Source organism: Bacillus cereus group sp. MG20 (assembly GCF_040459885.1).
In the GTDB taxonomy this organism is placed as follows: domain Bacteria; phylum Bacillota; class Bacilli; order Bacillales; family Bacillaceae_G; genus Bacillus_A; species Bacillus_A cereus.
The window spans coordinates 3,620,765-3,643,757 of the sequence record NZ_JARVHF010000001.1 but is presented as its reverse complement, the minus strand read 5'-3'; the positions used below and the strand labels follow the sequence as shown (position 1 = coordinate 3,643,757).

The following is a 22,993-nucleotide window of genomic DNA, read 5'->3' as shown; positions in this document are numbered from 1 at the left end:
TATAAGGAGCGGATTAGAATGAGTAAAAAAATTGCTATTTTAATAACGGATTATTTCGAGGATACAGAATACACAGAGCCAGTAGAAGCTTTTAAACAAAAGGGATATGAATTCACAACTATTGAAATGGAAAAAGGGAAAACGGTACACGGTAAGCAAGGAAAAAGTGAAGTCGTGATTGATAAAAGTATTGATGATGTTTCTCCAGAGAACTTTGATGCCCTCTTCATACCGGGTGGATTTTCTCCAGATATACTTCGTGCCGATGAACGTTTTGTTCGCTTTAGTAAAGCATTTATGGATGCGGAAAAACCTGTTTTCGCTATTTGTCACGGACCTCAGCTACTCATCACTGCACAAACACTTGAAGGACGCGATGTAACTGGATATAAATCTATTGAAGTCGATTTGAAAAATGCCGGCGGGAACTTTCATGACAAAGAGGTTGTCGTATGTCAAAATCAGCTAGTAACAAGTAGACAGCCAGAGGACATCCCAGCGTTTATTGAAGAATCGTTGCGTATATTAGGATAACTACTTTGGTTAACTAACCTTGTATTTACATGAAAATAATGAATCAACTGGTCGTTTACAGGAAATCCGACCACCACAAATAGCAGGATAAATAAAAAAGGGGGGAATCCAAAAGTTCAGTTTTAATAATCTTTTGGATTCCCCCCTTTTCTCGCCCCAAAATTCCTTATCACTTTTCATAGGCATTTCTCATATAGTGAAAATGACTATATAATTCCTATCCATAAGTTAAATAATGATTTCGCACATATATAAATACAAAAGATGGGAGCCTTATTTATGAATAACAATCCACCTTCAACGCCCCAAGACAACTCCGAAAACAATAGCCGTGATATTACACTGCAAACATTAAGGGTCATCGGACTCGTCGTCCTTATTAGTGGTTATATCCTCGTTGCGCTCTCTGAAGTAGGTGAGCTGAAAACCTTATTAACAAATCCGAATGCTAACCCTGATTTGGCTGAAGTTGATCCGTTTTAAAAAGAATAACATATCACCCTTCCTAAAAAAACGTAACAACTGATTCATTCAGCTGGGCAAATTTTGCGAAGTTATGGATAGAGTCATCCCCGCATTAAATACGGGGATGACTCTAATTATTGAATAACTTCTTCTAAATGATTCTTCAAGTTCCCTAAATACTTCTCTATATCCGGATTCTTCACCACATCATAACAAGCAAAACTCTTTAACGGACTCATACCGAGAAACTTTTGTACGCGGTGTAAATGACTAAGCGTTGATTCTAAACTTTCTCCTTCAAAGAACTTCGTCTTATCTCCAAATGCTTTTTCAGGTGCATTCCAAGTTGTAGAGAACATATACTCTTTCTCCTTTAATAAACCACCTGTTCCATATTCATCTGCACCTTTAAAGAACAAACCGTATTCATATACTTCATCCATATACGTTTTAAATAAGCCTGGAACACTAAACCAGTAAATCGGTGTTTGATAAATAACAACATCAGCCCATAAAAATTTATCTTGTTCTTCTTTAATATTGTAACCATCTTGAATCGTTGTTGTTTTCACATGATGATTCTCGCCTAATACAGTAACCATATAATCTACTAACGTTTTATTTAATCGTCCTTCCTTTGTACCGTATTTTTCATGTCCATTTATAATAAATACATTTTTCATTACTTTTCTCTCCCCTATATGATCTACTCTTCAGCTATTAAGCCGAGTTGCTGCTGTAGTGTAAGATTATCTTCTAAATGCCAATCTTCCGTTATCTTTCCGTCTTTCACATGTAAAATATCAATTGCAAAAAAATTAATTTTCTTACCATTATGCGTTCCTGTAAAAGAAAGACGGGCTGTTACTTTATCACCAACAACTAATAAATCTTCAATCTCGCAATGTATATCAGGCACAACTTTACGAAAATTTTGTGCTGCAAACTTTAATCCTTCAATGCCTTGTGGTCGCCCTTTCGGCAATGTATTATCGAAAAATTTTTCAGTAACAGTCTGCGGAATAAGTTCCTCCTTACCTGTATCCCAAAATGCATAAAAACGCTGCGCCGCATGAACCATTTCTGTCGCTTCTTTTTTACTTAGTGAGGGATCAATTGTCATTGCTTTTGGCCTTGGCATTTCTTTTAATAACTGAACTTCACCTTTTTGTTCCGCGCCGCATGCTACAAGCACAATCCAAATAACAAACAAACTAAGGAATCCAAATAACTTTTTTATCCCCATGGAAATCACCACCTCCTCATATAAATCCTTTATGTTTCGTATTGCTATTGTATATGCACTAACTTCATTTATGGAAGTAGTGATATTTTTTTCATATAGTTACCAAAAGTATAGTTTTGTGATACTATAAAGCAAATTCATCCAAAAAAATTTTATGGAGGCTAGTTCCATGAACAATATAGATCCAGTTGAATTAACGAAAGGTTTACCTGGCATACCTTGTCCTATTGCTAAAACGCTTGATGTAATCAGTACAAAATGGACGTTTTTAATCATCCGTGACCTTCTTATCGAAGGAACATTACGCTTTAGTGATTTACAAAAATCAATGGACGGCATTAGTCCGAAAACATTATCGCTTCGACTAAAAGAATTAGAATCGCAAGGCATTATAACGAGAAAAATATATCCAGAAGTTCCGCCTCGTGTAGAGTACACATTAACGGATAAAGGAAAGCAATTAGAGGGAATATTTATTGAATTAAAACGGTTTGGATTAAGCTTATAAAACAAAAACCCCTTACTGTCGTAAGGGGTTTTATTACTTCGCAAAACTTTCAGCCAACTGTTTCTCTCTCCACATAAATGTAATAGCGAGACCAACTATTAAAACAACGCCTGAAAATGCATATGGATAATGAATGTTCATATCAAATAATATTCCGCCCATCGCTGGTCCTGCTATATTTCCTAAACTCGTATAAGTCGAGTTCATCCCAGCAACGAATCCTTGCTCTTTTCCAGCTGCTTTTGATAAAAACGTCGTTAAAGCTGGACGAAGTAAATCAAATGCTAAGAAAATGAAGCAAGTAACGAGAAGTACAATCCAATAATTAAAGACTACAGTTGAGACGAATGCTAATACTGCCCCTACAATTAAACATATTTGGATTAATACTTTCTCACCGAACATGTCTACCAATTTGCCAAACATAAATACTTGCACAACTACCCCAAAGATTGAACTAATTGTAATAATCGCTGCAATATCTTTCGGCGAGAAACCAAATTTATGATCTGAGAATAAGCTAAACACAGTTTCATACGCCGATAATCCGAATGCGAGTACAAATACGATAATAAATGCAATTGCATACATTGGATTTAATGATTTCTTTAAATCACCAATAAAACTTGATTCTTTCGTATTAGAAGAAATCTCTGCAAGTTCTTCTTTCGTTAACGGTTCTTTTAAAATAAAGATTGAAATCACACATGCTATAAAAGCAATTGCTGCTGCAACGAAAAACGGCACACGTATACCGTATTCTGCAATAAATCCGCCGATTCCAGGCCCTATAATGAATCCAGTACTAATAGCCGCAGATAAGTATCCCATCGCCTTTGGACGTTCCTGAATAGATGTAATATCCGCAACATATGCCGTAACACCAGGCATAATAAAAGCAGCACTAATTCCGCCTAATACCCTTGCTACATAAAGCATCCATACATCTTTTCCCAATCCAAAAAGAAGCTCTGAAACACCAAAAATAAATAATCCAATGATTATCATTTTCTTCCTACCGTAAAGATCAACCCATCGGCCTGTAATAGGTGAAGTAATGAGCTGTGCCATTGCAAATACTGCAACGAGATATCCCATCGTCTTCCCTGTTAAATGCATATCATTCATAAAGGACGGCATAACCGGAATGATTAATCCAATCCCTAGAAAAGCGATAAATATATTACTCAAAAGAATGACCAATACCATCTTTTGTTCTTTTATCGGTTTCTTCACTTTTTAACACCTCTTCCCGTAAGTTCCTCTCAAAAAATAATGCCCAAGAAGCTTTTTCTTTATCCTGCTCTTTGCGGGCTAGTAATGAGTGAAGATGCCTCCACTCATTAGAATTTCACTCTATCCTTCCACACATACATAAGCATTAGGTGAATGACTATCATTCAGTTTTCCTCAAAAATGAACCTACCTTTTCAGACAGGTTCATCTTACTACTTCTTTATATGTAGTGCATGTGTTAAAAAATCTAGTACTTCTGCCTTTTGTAGCTCGACTTGCTCATCATCTTTATGATCATATAAATAAACTTGTTCCGCTGCTGATTCAACAAGAGCGATAAATAACTTCGCTGTTCGTTCTGCGTGAACCGAATCACGAATTTCACCAGCTTCTTTCGCCTCACTTAAAAATTCGCTTAACCACATATAAAGAGGCTCATACACAGCTTCCCACTCTTTTATATGTTCTGTAGATGCAAGACCCGCATACATTAAAGCTTGTATTTCACGGTATTCCTCTATAAAGTGAAACACCGCATCGATTACTTGTGCCACTTTATTTGAAAAAGGTACATCTTTTTGTACTTTTTCTTTCACTGCAAGTATCATCTTTTCAACCATCACTTCTGCTATTGCAGGCATAACAGATAGCTTAGAAGGAAAATATAAATAGAAAGTTCCTTGCGCAATGCCAGCTAATTTCACGATATCAGAAATCTTCGTTTTTTCGACGCCCTTTTCCTGAAACACTTCAATAGCTGCATAGACAATTTTCTCTTTTTTATTCATCATCTAAACCCTTTCACACGCATATTGAATGACTGTCACTCATTTTATAAGATAATCGATTGTACTGTCAATGATAGTGAACTCTAAGAGGAAATCATTTTTTTATAATAAAATCTCCTAATAAACAATTAGGAGATAAAAATACAATATATCTTTAAGAAAGTGCCTTTAATCCTGTCACTCCACATACAATAAGAAACACACTAATGATACGCGCTTTACTTTTCGACTCACCAAACAAGAACATGTTTAACAAAACTGCACCTGCTGTTCCGATACCAATCCAAACCGCATACGCGACACTTACTTGTAAAAATAAGAAGGAAGTATACAAAAATGCGAAGGATATAGCAAACCCGCCTATATAAATCGCACCATTGGCCAATGTCTTATCTTTACTATACATTTTAAGTCCTATCACACCGACTATTTCACTAATTGCAGCACAAAATACGAAAAACCAACCCATTTTTAAGCAGCTCCTTCCACAGTTTCTTCTTTATTATCAGCTAGCTTTAAACCGATAACACCGGCTACTACCATAAGAATGAAGAATAGTTTGCCTGCGCTGAAACTTCCACCGAAAAGAAATACATCCATTAAGAAAGTACCTACCGTACCAGCTCCGGCGAAAACAGCATATACAGTCCCTGTTGCAAGATGTTCACACGCTTTAGAAAGGAAGTGAAAATCAACAGCGATAACTCCTAAAATAATAATCCAATGCCACCAAGTATTAGCCGTATTAAAACCAAACACCCAAAAAATTTCAAAGATACATGTTAATATGACATATAACCAAGCTCTATTTTTCATACCTCTCACCTCTTATGACTGACTATCAGTCATTTTGTTTTAAAAAAATATACTCTTTCATCAATACTATATAAAAACAACTATCATCCTCATTTACCATTGTATTTGTTCCACTTCTAAGCTAACTGCATCCTGTCACATAAAAATGACTGAATGTCATTCATATATATTGTACATGAACATTTTAAAAACTGTCAATGCCGAAAGTTTATTTAAAATTTCTTTCATCTAATTTGTATATTTCTCAATAATCTGTCAATACTGCTAGTAACATAATATTTTCTCCACTCCCCCTTGGAGAGATCCCTTGAATGGAGCAGTTAGCTTTTGCTAGCTGCTCTTTTTTATTTGTCCGCACACTTATGATGAAATACTCATAGATCAAATCCATTTTTCATCACATAACAACATCTATTTATTTTCCAATGAGCTTTTGTATGCACTAATTTTATTCTCGAGCATCTTCTCTGTAACTTCTAAGTTTTCTCTTTGAATCTGAATAGATTTCCTATGATCTTCTAGGAGCCGTAAACGAGCTTCTGTTGTATGCTCCCCTTCTGTATATAATCTAGCGTATTCTCTTATTTTCGCTATTGGCATTTGCGTTTGTTTTAATTTCATTACAAACTGCAACCACTTTATATGTGACTCTTCGTAAAGTCGATTACCATTTGTATCACGATTTGCAATTAATATATTTTCCTTTTCATAATAACGTAGTGTATGTGTGCTCACGCCTAATAATTTTGCTACCTCGCTAATTGTGTACATACTAAAACTCCCTTCACATGCTTACCCTCATATATTTTATAACCGTATCAAATTTATAAAAACGTTTGACTTAGAGTATACTCTAACAAATACAATCTAACCATAAATGAATTTGAATTTAGGGGGATTTTATATGAAATACACTGTTATTACTGGCGCAAGTTCCGGAATTGGTTATGAAGCAGCTTTAGCATTTGCATCTCGCGGAAAAAATTTAGTACTTGTAGCTCGAAGACAAGAAGAATTAAACGAATTAAAATTGAAAATTAACGAAATGCATCCAGAATTGGATGTTGTCATTCGAAAAACTGATTTATCTGTTACTGAAGATGTTTATAAACTTTATGAAAGCCTACAATCTTTTCAAATTGAAACGTGGATTAACAACGCAGGTTTTGGTAATTTCGCCTCAATTGCTGAACAAAATTTAAATAAAATCGAGACGATGTTGCATGTCAATATAGAAGCACTAACAATACTCTCTTCTCTTTTCGTTCGAGATTATTCAATGGTTGACGGAACACAGCTTATTAACGTTTCATCGGGCGGCGGATACACAATTGTTGCTGATGCTGTTACGTATTGCGCTACGAAATTCTATGTAAGTGCATTTACAGAAGGGCTGTCTCACGAACTGAAAGAACAAGGCGCAAAACTGCGAGCAAAAGTTTTAGCTCCTGCTGCAACTGAAACAGAATTTGCGAAGCGTTCATTTGATATTGATGAATTCCAATACGATAATGTTGTACCAAAATTCCACACCGCAAAACAAATGGCACAATTTATGCTCAATCTTTATGATAATGATAAAGTTGTAGGAATTGTCGACGGTTTAACGTATAACTATGAACTTAAAGATCCACTTTATAATTTTGCCGTGAGACAAAAGAATTCAAATTCTTAATAACCTGTCCATTTCTTATGGAAATATATGTTCCCACTATATATGTAAATAATAGTGGGAACTTTTTCTCTATAAATTTTTCATCCAACATACCGCACCATCGCCACTTCATCACAATAATCCACCTTTGGACAATGTCTACAATCAATCCATACTTTCTCTGGCAACGCTTCTTTATTTATAAAATCAAATCCACACTTTTGAAAAAATACTGTTTCATATGTTAAGGAAATTACTCTTCTTACATTTATTTTCGTAGCTTCCTCCATTACATGATTTACAAGCATACGCCCTATCCCTTTCCCTGCATATGTATGCGAAACTACTAACGATCGTATTTCTGCAAGATCTTCTCCTAATACATGCAAGCCAGCAACTCCAACAATTCTCTCGTCTTCTTTCATAACATATAAACATTGCAAATATTGATAAAGAGACAAAAGAGAACGTGGTAAAACAACTCCCTCTTTTGCATAAACCTCAATAAGACTATAAATTTCTTTCACATCACTCGTCACCGCATTACAGATTTTCATATTACATCCCCTTGCCCCTCAATATTAATATTTATAACTTAAAATGAATTTTAATTCATAATTTTATATAATAATACATCCCTCTTTTCTCCTCGTCAATCAATTTATACAAACAAAAAACCAAGCAATCTAATCGATGCTCGGTTCCTCATTTCGTATCGGCAATACCGTCGAATATTTAATTTCACGAAGTGCTAAACTTGTCTGTATCCTTGTAATACCAAGCTTATTCAGCTTTCTAATAAACTGCTCCAGTTCTTTACGATCACGATTTGCAACCTTTAATAAATAATCGTACTCTCCTGTTAAACAGTGACATTCTAACACTTCCGGCATCGATTCTAATTCTTTCTCCAACACTTCCAGCTTGTCAAATTGATGAATATTTGTACTCATAAAAATAAAACATAATAAATCAAACCCAAGCTTTTCTTGATTTAAAATCGCAACTTGCTTATCGATGAAACCTTCCCCATCCAATCTTTTTATTCTTGCATGCATCGCAGCCGGTGATAAATTAACGCGACGTGCCAGCTCTGCATTACTTACTTGTGACTCCTTCTGCAATATATCTAAAATTTGTACATCCAAATCATCCAACACTTTAATAACAGACGACTCCATTACAATTCCCCCCTTTTTTCTTACCGATGATTATTCGAAAAAACACCTTATACCTTACAAAAAACTGAATATCATTCCGTAAATATCATTCATAACTAAAGATTTTATCGAGTTTTCACCATTATACAAAAGAATATATTACACAATAAAGAAAAATGCTAAAATTATTTACAATTCGTATTGATTACAAAAAAGGGGATTTTAGCATGCCTTATTTTTACGTCTTTTTACTATTACTAACGAGCTTATTATGGGGAGGAAATTTTGTCGTTGGAAAATCACTCGTCGATCATGCATCGCCGATGACACTGACAAATTTAAGATGGATGATTGCGATTGTTTGTTTATTACCGATGGTATGGTTTAAAGAAAAGAAAATCCTTCCACCACGTACCGCAATACTTCCTTTAATATTGATGGGAATTTCAGGGGTCGCTCTTTTTAACATCTTTCAATTTTTAGCATTAGAAAAAACATCCGCTACGAATGTAGGTCTTATCTCTACATTGAATGCAATTTCAATCGCATTATTTTCAGTATTATTTCTAAAAGAAAAAGTAAATACACTCCAAATCCTATCCATGATTCTTTCATTCTTCGGGGTTATCCTCGTCCTATTAAAAGGTGATTTCTCGCTTTTATTTTCACTACATTTTAATAGTGGCGATTTATGGATGATTGCAGCAGTTTGTATTTGGGGAATCTATTCTGTTTGTAGTAAATGGGCAACAAAAACAACTACACCACTTATGGCAACGTTGTACTCTGGTATTTTCGGCGTTATTTTATTACTACCGTTTAACATAGGTAGCTTCACTGTTTCAAATATAAATACTTCTTTCATCACATCACTTTTATATACTGGGCTTATTTCGACAGTTCTTTGTATGGTATTTTGGAATATTGGTGTACAAAAATTAGGCGCAACTACATCAGGTATTTTTCTAAACTTCAATCCAATTTTCACAGCCATTTTAGCATTCATATTCCTCGGAGAAGAATTAACGTGGATACAAATTTTAGGGACAATTGTCGTTGTAACAGGGTGTTATTTATTTTCTCATTTCAAAACTGTTGCCGTTCAGCCTGTTAGACCTTTAATGCGAAAACATTCTTAATGAAAAAACATCGTCATCTGGGTTGGCGATGTTTTTATTTACTCTTCATTTCTTTTATATACTGTTTTTCCTCTTCTGGCGATAAACGTTCCGTCGCCTTACCAGTATCTCCACCTTGAAGGCTCCATAAAAAGTTATGCTCCTCAACAGTTTGAGAAAAATCTCCTTTTTCCCATCTATTTATAATAGAAAATAACTTCATTTTATATTGAAAACCTGTACTATTTTCAATATCCCTTTTCACATTAGAAATTTCCTTTTTTGTCATCTCTACAAATCCCCATTTTTCAGAGGATTTTACCTTTTGGTGCACCATTTTATGCATAGTAGAAATAATTTCACCTTCACTAATTTGCGGAGCTTCTTCTGCAGCTTTTTTCTCTTTTTCGTTTGCCGCTCGCTCGTTTTGAATATTTGTATTTTCTTTTTCCACATATGCAAGCAATTTCTTTCCGCCAACTATAGACGAGAAAATTACTATAATTGTAATGCATATACCTAAGATCCATTTAAAAAGCATTATCTCTTCATCGCTTCCCTAACAATATGACTATCTACATATTGCTTAAACTTCACGATTTTTCCGTTCTCAAGTTGCCATACATGAACAAATTCTGCTTCAAATGATTTTCCTGTTTCTTTATAAACTCCAGAATACATACCTTCAGCAATAATTACATCTTTTCCGTTTACTTCATGATATGTATTTACCCTTGCTTTATAATCATCCCATTCTGATCCTAAACGGCTAAATACATTTTCCATTATAGCTTCTACGCCTGTATATGTTCCGCCATACGGGAAACCTTCTGCCTCTGTCCATTCCACTTTTTCAGAGAGGGCTTCTGCTAACTGCTTTGCATTCGAAGAAGCTGATCCTTCATACGTGCTTTGAATAATTTCTAAATTTGATTTAGGCATATTACTTCCTCCCGTTTATTTATGTTTACACAAGACGTAACCAATATAGTTACATCTTGTGTAAAAAAATATTTAAATTGTTTCATTCGTAATTCATTAGTTGTAATCATTATAGTTACAATAATTCTTCAAGTCAACAATTTATAAATAAAATTTACTTCGTTTTCATTACTTTCTCTTTTAAGAAACGATCTACATATCCTTCTGCTTTTACTACGAATAAATACGCACCCATTGATAATAATGCAAGATCTAATTCATATCCTGGATTCTTTCCATCTCCTAATAAACCTGCTGCTCCATTTACCTTTACGATAGCTCCAGCTAAAATAAGAGCGAATAACAATCCTACATATCGTACACCTAAACCGATAATTAATAATATACCACCAACTAATTCTACAGTTGCTACGCCGTATGCAAGGCCACCTGGTAAACCGATGCTTGTAAACCATCCTGCTACATTATCGATACCTGATTGAAACTTTGCTAAACCGTGTGCAAAGAACGTAACTCCTAACACGATACGAATAATTAAATTCCCAATATATTGATTCATTTTGAACTCTCCTTTTTGTTTTGTTATGGTGAACTTTTATTTACAAGTCAAAACAATACGGTATTTTATTTCATTCGTCAAATACTTTTTTAAAGAAAATAAAAAACATTATCCCTTTTACGGATAATGTTTTCTTACAAAATAGCGCTAATTCAAGCTTTTATTCTATCGCATAGAAAAAGTTGAAACATTTTTCCAGCACCAATATAAGGAAGTAAAGAAACGTCCTCTTCCACAACCATTCCAACAACATTCACTTTCTCATCTACAGGTAAATCATGTGTAGCAACTTGCATCTCCCCTGCATATCTACCGTACAATTCATTATCAATTGTAATGCTGCCTTTCTTTCTTACAATTGTATGCATCGGCTGTAAAACCACTCTGTTTCTTTCCCTTGATTCTACAGATCGAATAACATCACGAGCCGGATCTAGTCTATTTGTATGCACTTGCTCCACCACTTTTAATACTTCTTTATCAGTTATAAATGATTTGTAACGCAATGGAATAATCCCTCTACTCGCACTAGCTACTTCTTGCATACTTTCCAAACTTGCGCTTATATCTCCAATCAATACTTTATCAACACCACAATCTTGAACAAGTTCTAAGTACGCTTCAAGCGGGCGCATATTGCGATGTTTTTCTAACGTTGGTAACCCTTCATATAACGGACCTCGTTTTTCCGCATCTCCTGGAATAAATGCCATCGTCTTTATTCCGCACTTCTGTAAATATTGATTTTGCTTTTGTAAGAAGGACTTTGCTAGTCCTGTCTCTGGACGTGGGTAAAAATTATGCCATGCTTCTACATTCTCTACTCTTATATGTTCTGCAAGTAATTCTTTCCAAAATGGCTTTGTAATCGTACTCGCATTTAAAGCTACTTTCATCTTATGAGATACGCTTGCAATTTCTTTTGGCGCAATGCCGTAATCCATTCTTAAACCGGTAATGCCCCAGTCCAATAGTTCTTCCACATTTTCATATGTTAGCCCTAAATGGTGTAACGATTTTGGAGAAACATCAACCATTAACTCCATTTCATGTGCAAGAGCTTGTTTCCCTAATATTTGAATTAACTCTTTATACGTGTTTGGATCATCTTCTGGAATGTGCAGTGATGTAAAAATAGATGTAAACCCATTTTCCTTCGCTACTTTTAGCCACTCTTCTTGTTTCTCTACTCGTTCTTTTGAAAGATAAATGGAAACTCCGATCATATAAATCTCCCTTTCTATTAATAGAAAAAGAGAAAGGAATCCCTTTCTCTATATGTTTTCTGCCATTTCTTCTTTAAATCCGAAGAAGTACGTAAAGATAAATCCGAAAGCATATGCAATTACTAAACCTAAGAAATAGAGTAAATATTTATTGTCAGCAATTAAAGGAATTAAAGATAGCCCTGATACGCCAATTCCAAGAGAAGCTGTTTGCATAACTGCTTGGAATGCACCACCGACAGCCGCTCCTAAACAAGCAGTAATAAACGGTTTCCCAAGTGGTAATGTCACCCCGTATAATAACGGCTCACCAATTCCTAAAAAGCCAACTGGCAATCCACCTTTAATTACGTTACGAAGTCGTTTGTTTTTTGTTTTCACATAAATCGCAATTGCTGCGCCCACTTGGCCAGCACCAGCCATTGCGAGCACTGGTAATAAAGGTGTTACGTGTGTTTGATTAATAAATTCCATATGAATTGGTGTTAAACCGTGATGCAATCCGACCATAACGAGAGGTAAAAATGTTCCCGCAAGTACTGCGCCAGCAAATGCTCCGCCAATATTTAAAATAGCATTAATTCCGCTCGTAATACCATCTGATAAGAAACCTGCTAATGGCTGAATGGCTAACATCGTTACGATACTTACAACTAATACAGTAATGAGTGGTGTCACGATAATATCAACTGCATTTGGTACAGCTTTTCGAACTTGTCTTTCCACTACAACCATAAGCCACGCTGCAAAAATAACTGCAAACAATCCGCCCCGTCCGGGCACTAATGCTTCACCAAACAATTTTACGTTTGCCATCGCCGGGTTGAAAATTAAAATACCAGCAATTGCCCCAAGAACCGGTGTCCCGCCAAATTCTTTCGCTGTATTCCAGCCGACTAAAATTCCTAAGAATGTAAAGATACCGCCGCCAATGAGTAGTAACATTTGTAACCACGTTGCATTTGGATCAGCACCAGCATTTTTCGCAAAGTTAGCAACCCCGTTTATAATTCCTGACGCAACAAGCCCCGGAATTAATGGGATGAAAATACTTCCTATTTTTCGTAAAAAGTTTTTCACCGGTGTATTATTTTTCTTCTTAATCTCTGATTTCATCTCTTGCCCAATATCTTCAAGGTGATGATCTGCTACCTCACCAATTCGTAGTCCTGTCAAACCTTCCATTTCAGCTGCTACTTTATTTACTGTTCCTGGACCAACGACAACTTGAAGAGTCTCATCTTCTATAACGCCCATAACGCCTTCAACTTTTTTCAAAAGGTCCATATTTACTTTACTTTCATCATGAAGCGTTAAACGTAGTCTCGTCATACAATGAGCAATACTACGAATATTTTTTATTCCCCCAAGTTGCTCCGAAATTTCCTTGGCCATTCTCTCTTCTTTCTTCATAATAGAATCCCCCTCCCTATTACTTTATAGTGCTTTCTTCACAAACCCTTTTGCGTATTTTAGTTTCTCCAGTGCTTCCCCATACTCACACTGCAACAACACCATAACAATGGCAGCTTTTACGTTACGTTCTGCCTTTTCATAATACTCTGCCGCTACTTCATAACTAGCACCTGTTGCTTCCACAATAATTCGTTTTGACCGTTCTACTAACTTTTCATTTGTGGATTGAACATCTACCATTAAGTTTTTATATACTTTTCCTACACCAATCATCGAAGCTGTTGAAATCATATTCAGCACTAATTTTTGTGCTGTACCAGCTTTTAAACGCGTTGATCCTGTTAATATTTCTGCACCTGTCTCTACTTCCACATTTAACTTTGCATATTTACTTATTTCAGCATTTTTATTACAAGAAATACTCGCTGTACTCGCTCCTACGCTCTGTGCGTATTTCAAGCCGCCAATTACGTAAGGAGTTCTGCCACTTGCAGCAATTCCAATCACTGTATCTTTCTCATTTAATCCAATACTTTTTAAATCTTCTTCTGCTAACTCTTCGCGATCTTCGGCACCTTCCACCGCTTTAGTAAACGCTTTCAATCCACCTGCTATAAATCCTTGCACCATTTTATCATCCGTACCAAATGTCGGCGGACATTCCACTGCATCTAGAATACCTAAACGACCACTCGTACCAGCACCAATGTAAATTAAGCGTCCCTCTTCTTCAAAAGATTTAATAACAGTCTGTACAACCTTTTCAATTTGTTCTATCTCTTTTTCAACTGCTAACGCAACAGTTCGATCTTCTCCATTCATACTTTGCAACACTTCTCTTATACTCATTTCATCCAGATTCATTGTTTTCTCATTACGATGTTCTGTCGATAAATTTTCTAACATATTGCCACCCTCTTTGAAATTATATTTCACACTTTTATTATAACTTTAAGAAATTTAAAATCAATAACTCTTTCTTATTTTATGAAATAAAATTTCACAACATGACATATTTGTGTCAAAGATAATAAAAAAGATGAGTCTCCTCACCTTTTCTTCTACTTTAACTTCCGTAACCGCAACGCTTCTTCTCGCGTCTCCATAAATTGATCCAATACTTTATTGCCAATTCGGTTGAAAGTAATCACATATAAAGCATCAATCATATTCAGTTGCGTCATTCTCGACGCAATACTTGCAATACGATGATCTTGTTCTACATCTGGCATACAAAGACGAATGTCCGCTTCTTTATATAGGGGGGATGATTGATCTAGCTTCGTAATTCCAATAACAGTTGCACCTTGTCTCTTTGCATACTGCGCCATTTCAAGCACATCTCTCGTTCGACCAGATGTTGAAATCGCAACAAATATATCGCCTTCTTTTAAATTTGTCACAAGCGGCAACATCATATGAAAATCAGATAGCATCATCGCTGTAAATCCAAGCCGCGTAAATTTATAAGCCCCGTCCATTGCTGGCGTAGCTGATCCGCCTACTCCGTAAAATATAATTTTATCTGCTTTGACAATACGATCTGCAGCTTTCTCAAGTTCCTTCTTATCTATCGCAGTAACACTCGCCTCAATCGCAGCTTTATTCACATAAGTGACTTTATTAAACAAATCGTACGGTCCATCTTCCGTATTCATCACTGAAAAATCATTTATATTATAATCAGCAATCGTTAATTCACGAACGAGTGCTATCTTAAATGCTTTAAAACTTCCGATTCCAATCGATTTACAAAAGCGAACGACACTCGCTTCACTTGCGCCTGCATTCGTTGACACTTCTTTCGTCGTTAAATTCGGTACAATTTCTGCATTCTCCATTATGTACATGGCAACCTTCTTCTCAGCTGGTGAAAATTGATCCATATTACTTTCAATTTTAAATAGTAACGTTGAAGCTTTCACTATTTAACCTCCACTTCTTACGGTTGCGTTCACTTATTTTCTCTTGCTTCAAGAAGGTAATAACCATCATCGCCAGGAGGATGAAACACATTTACAATGCGATTCCCTTTTTGATAAACAGTTCTTTCCCCTTCTGTCCACTTCTTTTCCCAACCGTTCATCCAAATCGCAACATCAGGTAAAAAAGCAGTATATTTCAGCTTCTGATTGTACTCACCATCTGCTTCTTCCGAAAAAATAGAAACCGGAAAATCGTTCACTTTTGATTCTTTCCATGCAGTAAATGGTATACATACTGCAATAAGTACGATTACACCGATAACCTTCCCCTTCGTAATCTTCACACTTCCCTCTCCTTGTCATATCACATACATAGATTTTACCATAATTACAAACCCTTCATACTATATGATCATTGCTTTTGGGAATAAAAAAAGAGCTTACCTACATCCGATAAGCCCTTCCTCTCTATACAAAATATTTCTTCAAAAGTGGCGGTGTAATAATCGTCGTCAATATAACAACAATAACAATCGCTGTGAAATTTTCTTTCGCTAATAAATTCGCCGTAAGTCCATTTGCAGCGATGATAAGCGCTACTTCACCACGTGATACCATCCCCGCGCCAATACTAATAGAAGATTGGAGGTTAAATCCTGTCAGCCTTGCTCCTAAACCTGATCCGATTAACTTTGTGAAAATCGCAATGAGAGTCATAATAATAATGAACCAAAGCTGGCTTCCAATGCCTTGAAATGTAATTTCCATTCCGATACTTACGAAGAATACTGGAACAAATATTGCATAAGCAATCGGTTCAATTTTATGTTCCACTTCATGCTTATACTCTGTTTGAGAAATAGCAATTCCCGCTGCAAACGCTCCAATAATACCTGCAATTCCCATCATTTCACTGTAATAAGAAAAAGAAAAGCAAATAATAAGAGCCGCGCTAATTAACGCTTCTGTTACACGAAGCGGGACAAGCATTTTCATAATCCAAGGAACGACTTTCCAAGCAATAAAAACAATACTTACAAAGAAAATAATTTTCTTTGCAATGACAAGTGTTATATTCACATCTTGTGTTCCTAAAAAACTCATTACAAATGCCAATAAAATTACGACAATGACATCATCAAATACGGCAGCACCTAAAATTGTTGTACTTTCTCTCGTATTCATTTTTCCTAGATCACGTAGCGTCTGGACCGTAATACTAACCGATGTTGCGCAAAGTAATAACCCTAAAAAAATAGCATGGGACTGTATTAATCCAAACAGCAATCCTGTTACATAACCACCGATGAAAGGAAAAATAATTCCACCAGCCGCTACTGCAAATGACGATTTCAAATTCCGATTTAACTCTTCTAAATCTGTTTCAAGTCCCGCCATAAACATAAGTAACAAAACACCAATCTCACTCAGTTCATCAATTAGTTCAGAACTATTAATAATACCGAGTACAGCCGGACCGATAATAATACCGACAATTAACTTACCAAGTACAGAAGGCTGACCAAGTCTCACGCTAATGTCACCAGCTAATTTCGTACAAAGTAAAATGACGACAAGTTCAAAATAAAATAACATAGCATCTGCTCCTACTTTAACTTTAATCAGTGGGTCGTTAACCCCCGTCCATTTCTGCAAGTAGTTTCCCCTATTGATCCGAATTTTATTTGTCATATTTTTATTTGACAAAATATTCTGAATTATATTAAGATTAATCCAGCAATTTTAAAAAACTACATACCATAACTGCACCTCCACTTACTTACTCTTTTTTAATGGGCTCATACTATAGTCGCAGTTATGGAAATGAAAAAACGGGGGGAGAGTCCAAAGTGAAGTCATTATTACGAAAAAAAGCGCTTAGTACTGAATCACCAAAGCAGCTAGATAGAACATTAACTGCACTCGATTTAACGTTTTTAGGGATTGGCGCCGTAATTGGGACAGGGATCTTTGTATTAACAGGTATTGTTGCAGCAAAACATTCTGGTCCTGGTATTATGCTATCATTCCTTATCGCTGCATTTACTTGTGCTTGTGTAGCCTTTTGTTATGCTGAATTTGCTTCTTCTATTCCTGTCTCAGGAAGTGTGTATACTTACGCATATATGACAGTCGGAGAAGTCGTCGCCTTCATCGTCGGATGGTGTTTAATGCTCGAATATTTACTTGCAGTCGCGGCAGTAGCTGTCGGTTGGTCTGGTTATTTGCAATCATTACTACAAGGATTCAATATACACCTGCCCGCCATAATCGCCTCGGCCCCCGGCGTAGGAAAAGGTGGTCTCATCGATTTACCAGCTGTCTGCATTTTACTTCTTATTACTGGCCTTTTAAGTTTTGGTATACGTGAAAGTGCACGCATTAATAATATTATGGTTCTTATTAAACTAGCTGTTATCATTGCCTTTATCGTAGCAGGTGCAAAATATGTAAAACCTGAAAATTGGACACCGTTCATCCCATTCGGATACGACGGTATTATTACTGGGGCTGCCACTGTGTTCTTCGCCTTTTTAGGTTTTGATGCAATCGCAACCGCTGCAGAAGAAACGAAAAAACCGCAGCGTGACTTACCAATTGGTATTATCGGTTCTCTTCTTATTTGTACTGTTTTATATATGATTGTATCTTTCGTTTTAACAGGTATGGTTCCTTATACGCAATTAGACGTCTCTGATCCAGTTGCATTTGCATTGCATTTCGTTGGTGAGGATACAATTGCAGGACTACTCGCTGTCGGAGCGATGACTGGAATGACAACCGTTCTCTTAGTCGTTATGTATGGACAAGTTCGCGTTTCGTATGCAATGAGCCGTGACGGTCTACTTCCAAAAGCGCTAGCACGTGTAAATAAAAGAGTAAAAATCCCTTTATTAAATACGTGGATTACTGGCGTTGTTGCCGCTTTATTAGCAGGACTTTTAGATTTACATTTGCTAGCGAATTTAGTAAACATCGGCACGTTAACAGCCTTTACATTCGTTTGCTGCGCAGTACTTATTTTACGAAAAACACATCCTGATTTAAAACGTGGATTCCGTACACCTTTCGTACCTGTATTACCAGTTGTCGCGATTCTTTGCTGCTTATATTTAATGATCAATTTGTCTAAAACAACATGGATTAGCTTTGCAATTTGGCTTATAGTCGGCTTATGCTTCTATTTCTTCTACTCTAGGAAACATAGTCATTTAGCTACCGAAAAAACGAATGATGAAAAGAAAAAAGCATAACAAAATAGCTCGCCGTTTTAGCGGCGAGCTATTTTTCTGTACTATTATATTTTTTCGTTAACGACTGTAAAATGAAAAATATGCCGATGCAAGCTGTAAACCATACCCAATTTCCTATTGGCGTTGCGTATTTAACAATTCCAATACCTACAAGTAATAGGAAAATAATCACCTGATATATGAGCTTCCACTTTTGCATATACTCCCTCCTTTACTTCGTTCCCTTCTTTTTATTCTTCCAGGCATTCAAACTATCAAAGAAAAAGTTAATAAATAACGTTCCTAGTCCTGCTAATAAGAAAGTCATTAAAAATAAAACCCAAATACTTTTCTCTTTTAAGAAATAATATCCTACAAGGAGCACAACCGCAATCCATACATATTCAAGAATTCTTTTTAGCTTTTTCTGTTCCAAATTATTCGCTCCTTCATTCTATACTACTTTTAGTATAACAAAAAAGAAGCCTATCATGATAAGCTTCTTTTCTTCTCTCTTATTTGTTTATGCTTTTTTCAACAAGTGAAATCGTATACTCTAAAGTACGATTCATCGTTTCTACCTGTGCATCTTTTACTTTTACATCTTTCACTACAGCTTCGGCCACTGTAATTTTTTGACTCAATGCTTTCACTGAACCGTCCGTTACATTTGCATCTTGCGCTTTTTTCACTACTACTTTTGCAGATTCAATATTGATTTGTAATTTTTCTTTCGGTGTTTTCGGTTGTTCTACTACTTTAGATTGTACAAATGTTGCATTAGCTGTTTTTAATTCGTTATATGTTTGAACGATTTGCTCTCCCGTACTCCCTACATTTTCAAACACTTGTTTTGCATTATTATAGCTTTTCTCTAGTTCTTGAAATGCTTCCTTTGAATATTGACCTGGTTTATCACCAAATTCATACGTACCAGCTAGCACTTCCTTTACTTTTCCAAGCTCTTCAAATAACGCAGTTACTTGCTCTAACTTCGTACGGTTAGAGAACTCATTGTACGCTGCTAATACTTCTGAAGAACTTAACGCTTTACTATATAATTTCGCAAGCGCAATTTGTCCATTTAACGGAATACCACCATTTCCGTTACTATCAGGATCCGCTCCAAATGCAAATGGTACGTTTGGATGATACACTTTCCCAGTAGCTGGCTGGCTATTTACTTTTTTACCATCTACGTAAATTGCCACTTCACTTCCGTTATACGTTCCTGTTAAGTGATACGTTTTGTTCGCTTCTAATTGAACTCCAACACGTTTATAGCTGCCGCCAATTTGAGCCCATAATTCAACATATCCACTTCCTGTAGACTCAAATCCAATTCCGCCGCTCTCTGTATTTTGCAAAATACCTTGACCACGGATTTGATTCATTGAAAATACCGTTTCTAGCGTAAATGTATTTGCTACTTTCTCTTTTTGTGCTGCTGAAAATGGAAGGTATCCAAATGTATTAGATTGTCCGTTTAACTTCATAACATTCTTTTTCAATGCTTTATCATATTCAATAGTCACATTGCCCTTCACATCACCTTTTGTACCAAATGGTGAATTGTCTTTAAATGTACCATCTGCAAAGTTTACATCGAAAACATCAGCTTTTGGTACTTTCACATTCGGGTCAATATTATCTTTTTTCGTAGTAATTTCCACAGTTAACGGCTGCGCGGTTTCATTGCCAAATGAATCAATCGCAACGACTTCAAGTGTATATGTTTTCCCGCCATCTAACCCTGCAAGCGTAAACGTAAGATCTTTTGGCACTGGATCACGATAAAACTCTGAGAATGCTAACAATTTATTTTTTATTTCACCCGTTTGCTTATCTCTAGCTTGTACACGGTAAGAGTGAACAAGGAGGTTGTCCAATGCTTGCGGGAATGTTACTGTTGCCGCATTTTCTGTTACATTTGATACAGCAAGCTTTGCATCCTTAGCAAAGTAAGGCTTTTCTTTATCACGATCTTCTACATGTGTAAATGTTTCTTTCTTTGCTGGTAATTTAATTTTCCAAGGCTCGCCTGTCCAAGAATTCGTATGGAAATCACGACGATTAATCGTTACTTCTTTATCATCTACTTCTACTAATAAACCTTGGCTTAACGTACTAGCTCCTGGCGGGATATTCCCTTGTACTTTACCACCTTCAACTTCCATATAACTTACTGAAGATGTACCAACTGATGTAAAGTCTTTTTGATGTATCGATCTCGGATCATCTAATGGATAATGTGAATGACCTGAAAACGTAATAACTTGTGGGTATTCTTTTAATACCGCATTAATTTTTGCGCTATCTTGTGTTCCCCATTCATGACTACCGTATACTGTCTCTTTAATGTGTTGATGTAAAAATACAAAAATCGGTTTTTCTGGATCATCTTTTTGCGCTTTCGCCATTTCTTCTTTTAACCAATTAATTTGCTTGTCTGAATAATATCCATGAGTTGTTCCATTCTCTGGAGACATAACAAGGAAGTGATAACCTTTTACCACTTTATGATAATAAATTGATTCCATACCTGTTTTTTCTAAGAAACGCTTCTGCGCACCTTCTACAGATAAACCGTTCCAATAATCATGGTTACCAAGAGAATTCATTCGCACAGCATCTTTATTTGCATTTTCATTGTACACTTGCATGAAACGATCATATTGCTGCACCGATCCTGTATCCGTGAAATCACCTACAATAACAAATGCATCTTGCTTCGGTGCTAGTGTATTAAACTGTTCGATCGCTCTTTTCCAGCGAAACGTATCATCTGTTCCACTATTTTTAATATGCACATCACTTACAACTGGAAAAACTATCTTCTTCTCACTTGATGCCTTTTCTTGCTTTTTCTCTTCCGCCTTGACTGATGTACTCCACGGAAATGATACGAACGCTAATACAAAAACCATTAATAATCCAATAAGGCCTTTTACTTTTCTTAAAGCATTTCTGTCCACGTGAATCCTCCTCATAATAATTGATTCATTACAAGGGCTATTTTATCTAATACATGTTAATGTCGTTTAAATAACAAATGAACTTTATTAGATTTTTGTAAATATACAGTTAATTAGAAATTAAGTCCAACATTACTCGTACTATTGTATACAACCACCTTTTGTCTAAAAGAGTCTGATCATTCTTTTCCTATGACTATTCACATATAATCTTTTCTATAACGCTAATGATAAGTTAAGGTTTAAGCCTATTAGACAATCTTAATTTTTAATATTTCCTTCTTTTTTTAACACATCGGCCATGCTTTTACATTTAATAGTAATAAAAGACAACTTAAAAGGAGGGGTTGTATTGAAGAATAAAAAAAATATCGGCTGTTTCGCTCCTTTATCTATTATTTGTCCAGACCCTTGTCCACCGCCCCCTCCTCCAAATCCAAATTGCGAGCGAGTAACAAATGAATTTGCAGGGAATTTCCTCATAACTAATAACACCATCCCCTCTGCCAAAGATGCATCACAATCAATGATACTATGGCAAAGTGATGGGATACTACTTATATCAGGTACTGTCTCGGTTTACAATAGTACTAGCAGCACCGAAGCAATCACAATTCAAATCATTGGAACAGTAACCAATATTTTCACTGTGTTTCCTGGTAATACAATATCGTACACAGGAAAAGACTTACAGTCGGTCAGTATTATTAATATAACAAGTAATCCTTCACTATATTTAGAAGGCAAGTACTGTTGCGAATTTACATGTTGCTTATAGAATACCAATTTCATTATTTCCTTAATATAAAAAGCATACCGTTCACGGTATGCTTTTTATGAGATTGGATAACGTACTGTAATACAAAACTCGCCTTGATTAACAGTCGTTCCTGTCGTAGTAATTCGGACAGTAGTAAAATATCGGACAGTGAAAGTACCACTGCTTTGTGGTTGTACAGTAATTGTATCAACTACTGTTGCACCTACTAAAAAATCAACTGTAATCGAGTTTGCTCCTACATCATATTTCACGTAACCTGAACCATATACTTCTTGCGTGATATTATTTGTATATACAATTTGAGTACCAGCACCTGTAATAGACCAGTCTGTACATACTTGGTCTTGCACAAGTGTTTTATTAGAACAACAAGACAAACTGGAACTTCTCATTCCCATTTCGATCCTCTCC

At 35.9% G+C, this 22,993-nt stretch carries 30 protein-coding genes; 7 read left to right on the top strand and 23 right to left on the bottom strand.

The features are described from left to right. The first annotated feature begins 18 nt into the window (after positions 1-18). Entirely contained in the window at positions 19-534 is a 516-nt protein-coding gene (locus QCI81_RS18710) for a type 1 glutamine amidotransferase domain-containing protein (RefSeq protein WP_000037532.1), read from the top strand. Positions 535-813: 279 nt separating this feature from the next. Continuing rightward, on the top strand, positions 814-1,017 hold the full coding sequence (locus tag QCI81_RS18705) for a hypothetical protein (protein WP_016078064.1): 204 nt from the start codon (positions 814-816) through the stop codon (positions 1,015-1,017). 116 nt (positions 1,018-1,133) lie between these two features. Here QCI81_RS18705 and QCI81_RS18700 read toward each other — a convergent pair whose 3' ends face one another. Further along, on the bottom strand, positions 1,134-1,682 hold the full coding sequence (locus QCI81_RS18700; RefSeq protein ID WP_071731182.1) for an NAD(P)H-dependent oxidoreductase: 549 nt from the start codon (positions 1,680-1,682) through the stop codon (positions 1,134-1,136). Between the two features lie 23 nt (positions 1,683-1,705). Further along, positions 1,706-2,245 (bottom strand): ester cyclase, encoded by a 540-nt coding sequence (locus tag QCI81_RS18695; RefSeq protein ID WP_071731181.1) that lies wholly within the window; start codon positions 2,243-2,245, stop codon positions 1,706-1,708. A 169-nt stretch (positions 2,246-2,414) separates the two neighbouring features. Here QCI81_RS18695 and QCI81_RS18690 point away from each other — a divergent pair, with 169 nt between their 5' ends. Then, entirely contained in the window at positions 2,415-2,753 is a 339-nt protein-coding gene (locus QCI81_RS18690) for a winged helix-turn-helix transcriptional regulator (protein ID WP_353810864.1), read from the top strand. A 33-nt stretch (positions 2,754-2,786) separates the two neighbouring features. Here QCI81_RS18690 and QCI81_RS18685 read toward each other — a convergent pair whose 3' ends face one another. The 5 genes from QCI81_RS18685 to QCI81_RS18665 form a co-directional block, all read right to left on the bottom strand. Next, a complete protein-coding gene (locus tag QCI81_RS18685) occupies positions 2,787-3,989 on the bottom strand; it encodes an MFS transporter (protein ID WP_071731180.1) in 1,203 nt (400 codons plus the stop codon). A 212-nt stretch (positions 3,990-4,201) separates the two neighbouring features. Continuing rightward, entirely contained in the window at positions 4,202-4,780 is a 579-nt protein-coding gene (locus tag QCI81_RS18680) for a TetR/AcrR family transcriptional regulator (protein ID WP_003269603.1), read from the bottom strand. A gap of 151 nt (positions 4,781-4,931) precedes the next feature. Further along, positions 4,932-5,246: a DMT family transporter gene (locus tag QCI81_RS18675; protein ID WP_071731179.1), complete on the bottom strand. Its 315-nt coding sequence runs from the start codon at positions 5,244-5,246 to the stop codon at positions 4,932-4,934. Positions 5,247-5,248: 2 nt separating this feature from the next. Next, positions 5,249-5,593 carry a DMT family transporter gene (locus QCI81_RS18670; RefSeq protein WP_000796020.1) on the bottom strand — a complete coding sequence of 115 codons (345 nt, stop codon included), beginning with the start codon at positions 5,591-5,593 and terminating at the stop codon, positions 5,249-5,251. A 411-nt stretch (positions 5,594-6,004) separates the two neighbouring features. Beyond that, complete coding sequence (locus QCI81_RS18665; RefSeq protein WP_071731178.1) at positions 6,005-6,364, bottom strand: MerR family transcriptional regulator; 360 nt, start codon at positions 6,362-6,364, stop codon at positions 6,005-6,007. 133 nt (positions 6,365-6,497) lie between these two features. Here QCI81_RS18665 and QCI81_RS18660 point away from each other — a divergent pair, with 133 nt between their 5' ends. Then, positions 6,498-7,268, top strand: coding sequence for an SDR family NAD(P)-dependent oxidoreductase (locus QCI81_RS18660; protein WP_071731177.1), 771 nt, complete (start codon positions 6,498-6,500; stop codon positions 7,266-7,268). 80 nt (positions 7,269-7,348) lie between these two features. Here QCI81_RS18660 and QCI81_RS18655 read toward each other — a convergent pair whose 3' ends face one another. Together QCI81_RS18655 and QCI81_RS18650 are read right to left on the bottom strand one after the other, a co-directional pair. After that, a complete protein-coding gene (locus QCI81_RS18655; RefSeq protein WP_000686663.1) occupies positions 7,349-7,804 on the bottom strand; it encodes an N-acetyltransferase in 456 nt (151 codons plus the stop codon). 129 nt (positions 7,805-7,933) lie between these two features. Continuing rightward, positions 7,934-8,428, bottom strand: coding sequence for an Lrp/AsnC family transcriptional regulator (locus QCI81_RS18650; RefSeq protein ID WP_000446097.1), 495 nt, complete (start codon positions 8,426-8,428; stop codon positions 7,934-7,936). Between the two features lie 206 nt (positions 8,429-8,634). Here QCI81_RS18650 and QCI81_RS18645 point away from each other — a divergent pair, with 206 nt between their 5' ends. After that, on the top strand, positions 8,635-9,546 hold the full coding sequence (locus QCI81_RS18645; RefSeq protein WP_001146242.1) for a DMT family transporter: 912 nt from the start codon (positions 8,635-8,637) through the stop codon (positions 9,544-9,546). A 34-nt stretch (positions 9,547-9,580) separates the two neighbouring features. On the opposite strand, the gene QCI81_RS18640 is transcribed toward QCI81_RS18645, so the two are convergent. The 9 genes from QCI81_RS18640 to QCI81_RS18600 all read right to left on the bottom strand — a co-directional run bounded on the left by QCI81_RS18640 (position 9,581) and on the right by QCI81_RS18600 (position 17,285). Next, entirely contained in the window at positions 9,581-10,066 is a 486-nt protein-coding gene (locus tag QCI81_RS18640) for a PRK06770 family protein (protein WP_071731176.1), read from the bottom strand. Then, on the bottom strand, positions 10,066-10,467 hold the full coding sequence (locus QCI81_RS18635; RefSeq protein WP_071731175.1) for a nuclear transport factor 2 family protein: 402 nt from the start codon (positions 10,465-10,467) through the stop codon (positions 10,066-10,068). Before QCI81_RS18635 ends, QCI81_RS18640 begins: the two co-directional genes overlap by 1 nt. 154 nt (positions 10,468-10,621) lie before the next feature. Next, positions 10,622-11,026, bottom strand: a complete 405-nt coding sequence (locus QCI81_RS18630; protein WP_001077751.1) for a DoxX family protein — start codon at positions 11,024-11,026, stop codon at positions 10,622-10,624. Between the two features lie 152 nt (positions 11,027-11,178). Then, entirely contained in the window at positions 11,179-12,252 is a 1,074-nt protein-coding gene (locus QCI81_RS18625; RefSeq protein WP_071731174.1) for a DUF871 domain-containing protein, read from the bottom strand. Positions 12,253-12,300: 48 nt separating this feature from the next. Then, entirely contained in the window at positions 12,301-13,665 is a 1,365-nt protein-coding gene (locus tag QCI81_RS18620; RefSeq protein WP_000711293.1) for a PTS transporter subunit EIIC, read from the bottom strand. Positions 13,666-13,689: 24 nt separating this feature from the next. Further along, a complete protein-coding gene (gene murQ / locus QCI81_RS18615; protein ID WP_071731173.1) occupies positions 13,690-14,574 on the bottom strand; it encodes an N-acetylmuramic acid 6-phosphate etherase in 885 nt (294 codons plus the stop codon). Positions 14,575-14,729: 155 nt separating this feature from the next. After that, positions 14,730-15,593 carry a MurR/RpiR family transcriptional regulator gene (locus QCI81_RS18610; RefSeq protein ID WP_000648159.1) on the bottom strand — a complete coding sequence of 288 codons (864 nt, stop codon included), beginning with the start codon at positions 15,591-15,593 and terminating at the stop codon, positions 14,730-14,732. A 29-nt stretch (positions 15,594-15,622) separates the two neighbouring features. Further along, positions 15,623-15,937, bottom strand: coding sequence for an outer surface protein (locus QCI81_RS18605; protein WP_071731172.1), 315 nt, complete (start codon positions 15,935-15,937; stop codon positions 15,623-15,625). Positions 15,938-16,061: 124 nt separating this feature from the next. Next, positions 16,062-17,285 carry a cation:proton antiporter gene (locus tag QCI81_RS18600; protein ID WP_071731171.1) on the bottom strand — a complete coding sequence of 408 codons (1,224 nt, stop codon included), beginning with the start codon at positions 17,283-17,285 and terminating at the stop codon, positions 16,062-16,064. Positions 17,286-17,386: 101 nt separating this feature from the next. Here QCI81_RS18600 and bcaP point away from each other — a divergent pair, with 101 nt between their 5' ends. Next, positions 17,387-18,847, top strand: a complete 1,461-nt coding sequence (gene bcaP / locus QCI81_RS18595) for a branched-chain amino acid transporter BcaP (protein ID WP_223617991.1) — start codon at positions 17,387-17,389, stop codon at positions 18,845-18,847. A 28-nt stretch (positions 18,848-18,875) separates the two neighbouring features. Here bcaP and QCI81_RS18590 read toward each other — a convergent pair whose 3' ends face one another. The 4 genes from QCI81_RS18590 to QCI81_RS18575 all read right to left on the bottom strand — a co-directional run bounded on the left by QCI81_RS18590 (position 18,876) and on the right by QCI81_RS18575 (position 22,311). Then, on the bottom strand, positions 18,876-19,046 hold the full coding sequence (locus QCI81_RS18590; RefSeq protein ID WP_081366347.1) for a hypothetical protein: 171 nt from the start codon (positions 19,044-19,046) through the stop codon (positions 18,876-18,878). 12 nt (positions 19,047-19,058) lie between these two features. After that, complete coding sequence (locus QCI81_RS18585) at positions 19,059-19,262, bottom strand: hypothetical protein (RefSeq protein ID WP_000435797.1); 204 nt, start codon at positions 19,260-19,262, stop codon at positions 19,059-19,061. A gap of 79 nt (positions 19,263-19,341) precedes the next feature. Further along, complete coding sequence (locus QCI81_RS18580; RefSeq protein WP_071731169.1) at positions 19,342-21,801, bottom strand: LamG-like jellyroll fold domain-containing protein; 2,460 nt, start codon at positions 21,799-21,801, stop codon at positions 19,342-19,344. A gap of 261 nt (positions 21,802-22,062) precedes the next feature. Beyond that, a complete protein-coding gene (locus QCI81_RS18575) occupies positions 22,063-22,311 on the bottom strand; it encodes a hypothetical protein (protein WP_249275568.1) in 249 nt (82 codons plus the stop codon). Here QCI81_RS18575 and QCI81_RS18570 point away from each other — a divergent pair. Next, positions 22,196-22,579 (top strand): S-Ena type endospore appendage, encoded by a 384-nt coding sequence (locus tag QCI81_RS18570; protein WP_245912959.1) that lies wholly within the window; start codon positions 22,196-22,198, stop codon positions 22,577-22,579. The genes QCI81_RS18575 and QCI81_RS18570 overlap by 116 nt on opposite strands. Positions 22,580-22,635: 56 nt before the next feature. Here QCI81_RS18570 and QCI81_RS18565 read toward each other — a convergent pair whose 3' ends face one another. Further along, a complete protein-coding gene (locus QCI81_RS18565; protein WP_071731167.1) occupies positions 22,636-22,980 on the bottom strand; it encodes a DUF3992 domain-containing protein in 345 nt (114 codons plus the stop codon). Positions 22,981-22,993 lie beyond the last annotated feature (13 nt).

What these genes read in the sequence shown, in the direction of transcription:
- QCI81_RS18710 (WP_000037532.1), top strand. Translation starts at nt 19, where the DNA reads ATGAGTAAAAAAATTGCTATTTTAATAACGGATTATTTCGAGGATACA.
- QCI81_RS18705 (WP_016078064.1), top strand. Translation starts at nt 814, where the DNA reads ATGAATAACAATCCACCTTCAACGCCCCAAGACAACTCCGAAAACAAT.
- QCI81_RS18700 (WP_071731182.1), bottom strand. Translation starts at nt 1,682, where the DNA reads ATGAAAAATGTATTTATTATAAATGGACATGAAAAATACGGTACAAAG.
- QCI81_RS18695 (WP_071731181.1), bottom strand. Translation starts at nt 2,245, where the DNA reads ATGGGGATAAAAAAGTTATTTGGATTCCTTAGTTTGTTTGTTATTTGG.
- QCI81_RS18690 (WP_353810864.1), top strand. Translation starts at nt 2,415, where the DNA reads ATGAACAATATAGATCCAGTTGAATTAACGAAAGGTTTACCTGGCATA.
- QCI81_RS18680 (WP_003269603.1), bottom strand. Translation starts at nt 4,780, where the DNA reads ATGATGAATAAAAAAGAGAAAATTGTCTATGCAGCTATTGAAGTGTTT.
- QCI81_RS18675 (WP_071731179.1), bottom strand. Translation starts at nt 5,246, where the DNA reads ATGGGTTGGTTTTTCGTATTTTGTGCTGCAATTAGTGAAATAGTCGGT.
- QCI81_RS18670 (WP_000796020.1), bottom strand. Translation starts at nt 5,593, where the DNA reads ATGAAAAATAGAGCTTGGTTATATGTCATATTAACATGTATCTTTGAA.
- QCI81_RS18665 (WP_071731178.1), bottom strand. Translation starts at nt 6,364, where the DNA reads ATGTACACAATTAGCGAGGTAGCAAAATTATTAGGCGTGAGCACACAT.
- QCI81_RS18660 (WP_071731177.1), top strand. Translation starts at nt 6,498, where the DNA reads ATGAAATACACTGTTATTACTGGCGCAAGTTCCGGAATTGGTTATGAA.
- QCI81_RS18655 (WP_000686663.1), bottom strand. Translation starts at nt 7,804, where the DNA reads ATGAAAATCTGTAATGCGGTGACGAGTGATGTGAAAGAAATTTATAGT.
- QCI81_RS18650 (WP_000446097.1), bottom strand. Translation starts at nt 8,428, where the DNA reads ATGGAGTCGTCTGTTATTAAAGTGTTGGATGATTTGGATGTACAAATT.
- QCI81_RS18645 (WP_001146242.1), top strand. Translation starts at nt 8,635, where the DNA reads ATGCCTTATTTTTACGTCTTTTTACTATTACTAACGAGCTTATTATGG.
- QCI81_RS18640 (WP_071731176.1), bottom strand. Translation starts at nt 10,066, where the DNA reads ATGCTTTTTAAATGGATCTTAGGTATATGCATTACAATTATAGTAATT.
- QCI81_RS18635 (WP_071731175.1), bottom strand. Translation starts at nt 10,467, where the DNA reads ATGCCTAAATCAAATTTAGAAATTATTCAAAGCACGTATGAAGGATCA.
- QCI81_RS18630 (WP_001077751.1), bottom strand. Translation starts at nt 11,026, where the DNA reads ATGAATCAATATATTGGGAATTTAATTATTCGTATCGTGTTAGGAGTT.
- QCI81_RS18625 (WP_071731174.1), bottom strand. Translation starts at nt 12,252, where the DNA reads ATGATCGGAGTTTCCATTTATCTTTCAAAAGAACGAGTAGAGAAACAA.
- QCI81_RS18620 (WP_000711293.1), bottom strand. Translation starts at nt 13,665, where the DNA reads ATGAAGAAAGAAGAGAGAATGGCCAAGGAAATTTCGGAGCAACTTGGG.
- murQ (WP_071731173.1), bottom strand. Translation starts at nt 14,574, where the DNA reads ATGTTAGAAAATTTATCGACAGAACATCGTAATGAGAAAACAATGAAT.
- QCI81_RS18600 (WP_071731171.1), bottom strand. Translation starts at nt 17,285, where the DNA reads ATGACAAATAAAATTCGGATCAATAGGGGAAACTACTTGCAGAAATGG.
- bcaP (WP_223617991.1), top strand. Translation starts at nt 17,387, where the DNA reads ATGGGCTCATACTATAGTCGCAGTTATGGAAATGAAAAAACGGGGGGA.
- QCI81_RS18590 (WP_081366347.1), bottom strand. Translation starts at nt 19,046, where the DNA reads ATGCAAAAGTGGAAGCTCATATATCAGGTGATTATTTTCCTATTACTT.
- QCI81_RS18565 (WP_071731167.1), bottom strand. Translation starts at nt 22,980, where the DNA reads ATGGGAATGAGAAGTTCCAGTTTGTCTTGTTGTTCTAATAAAACACTT.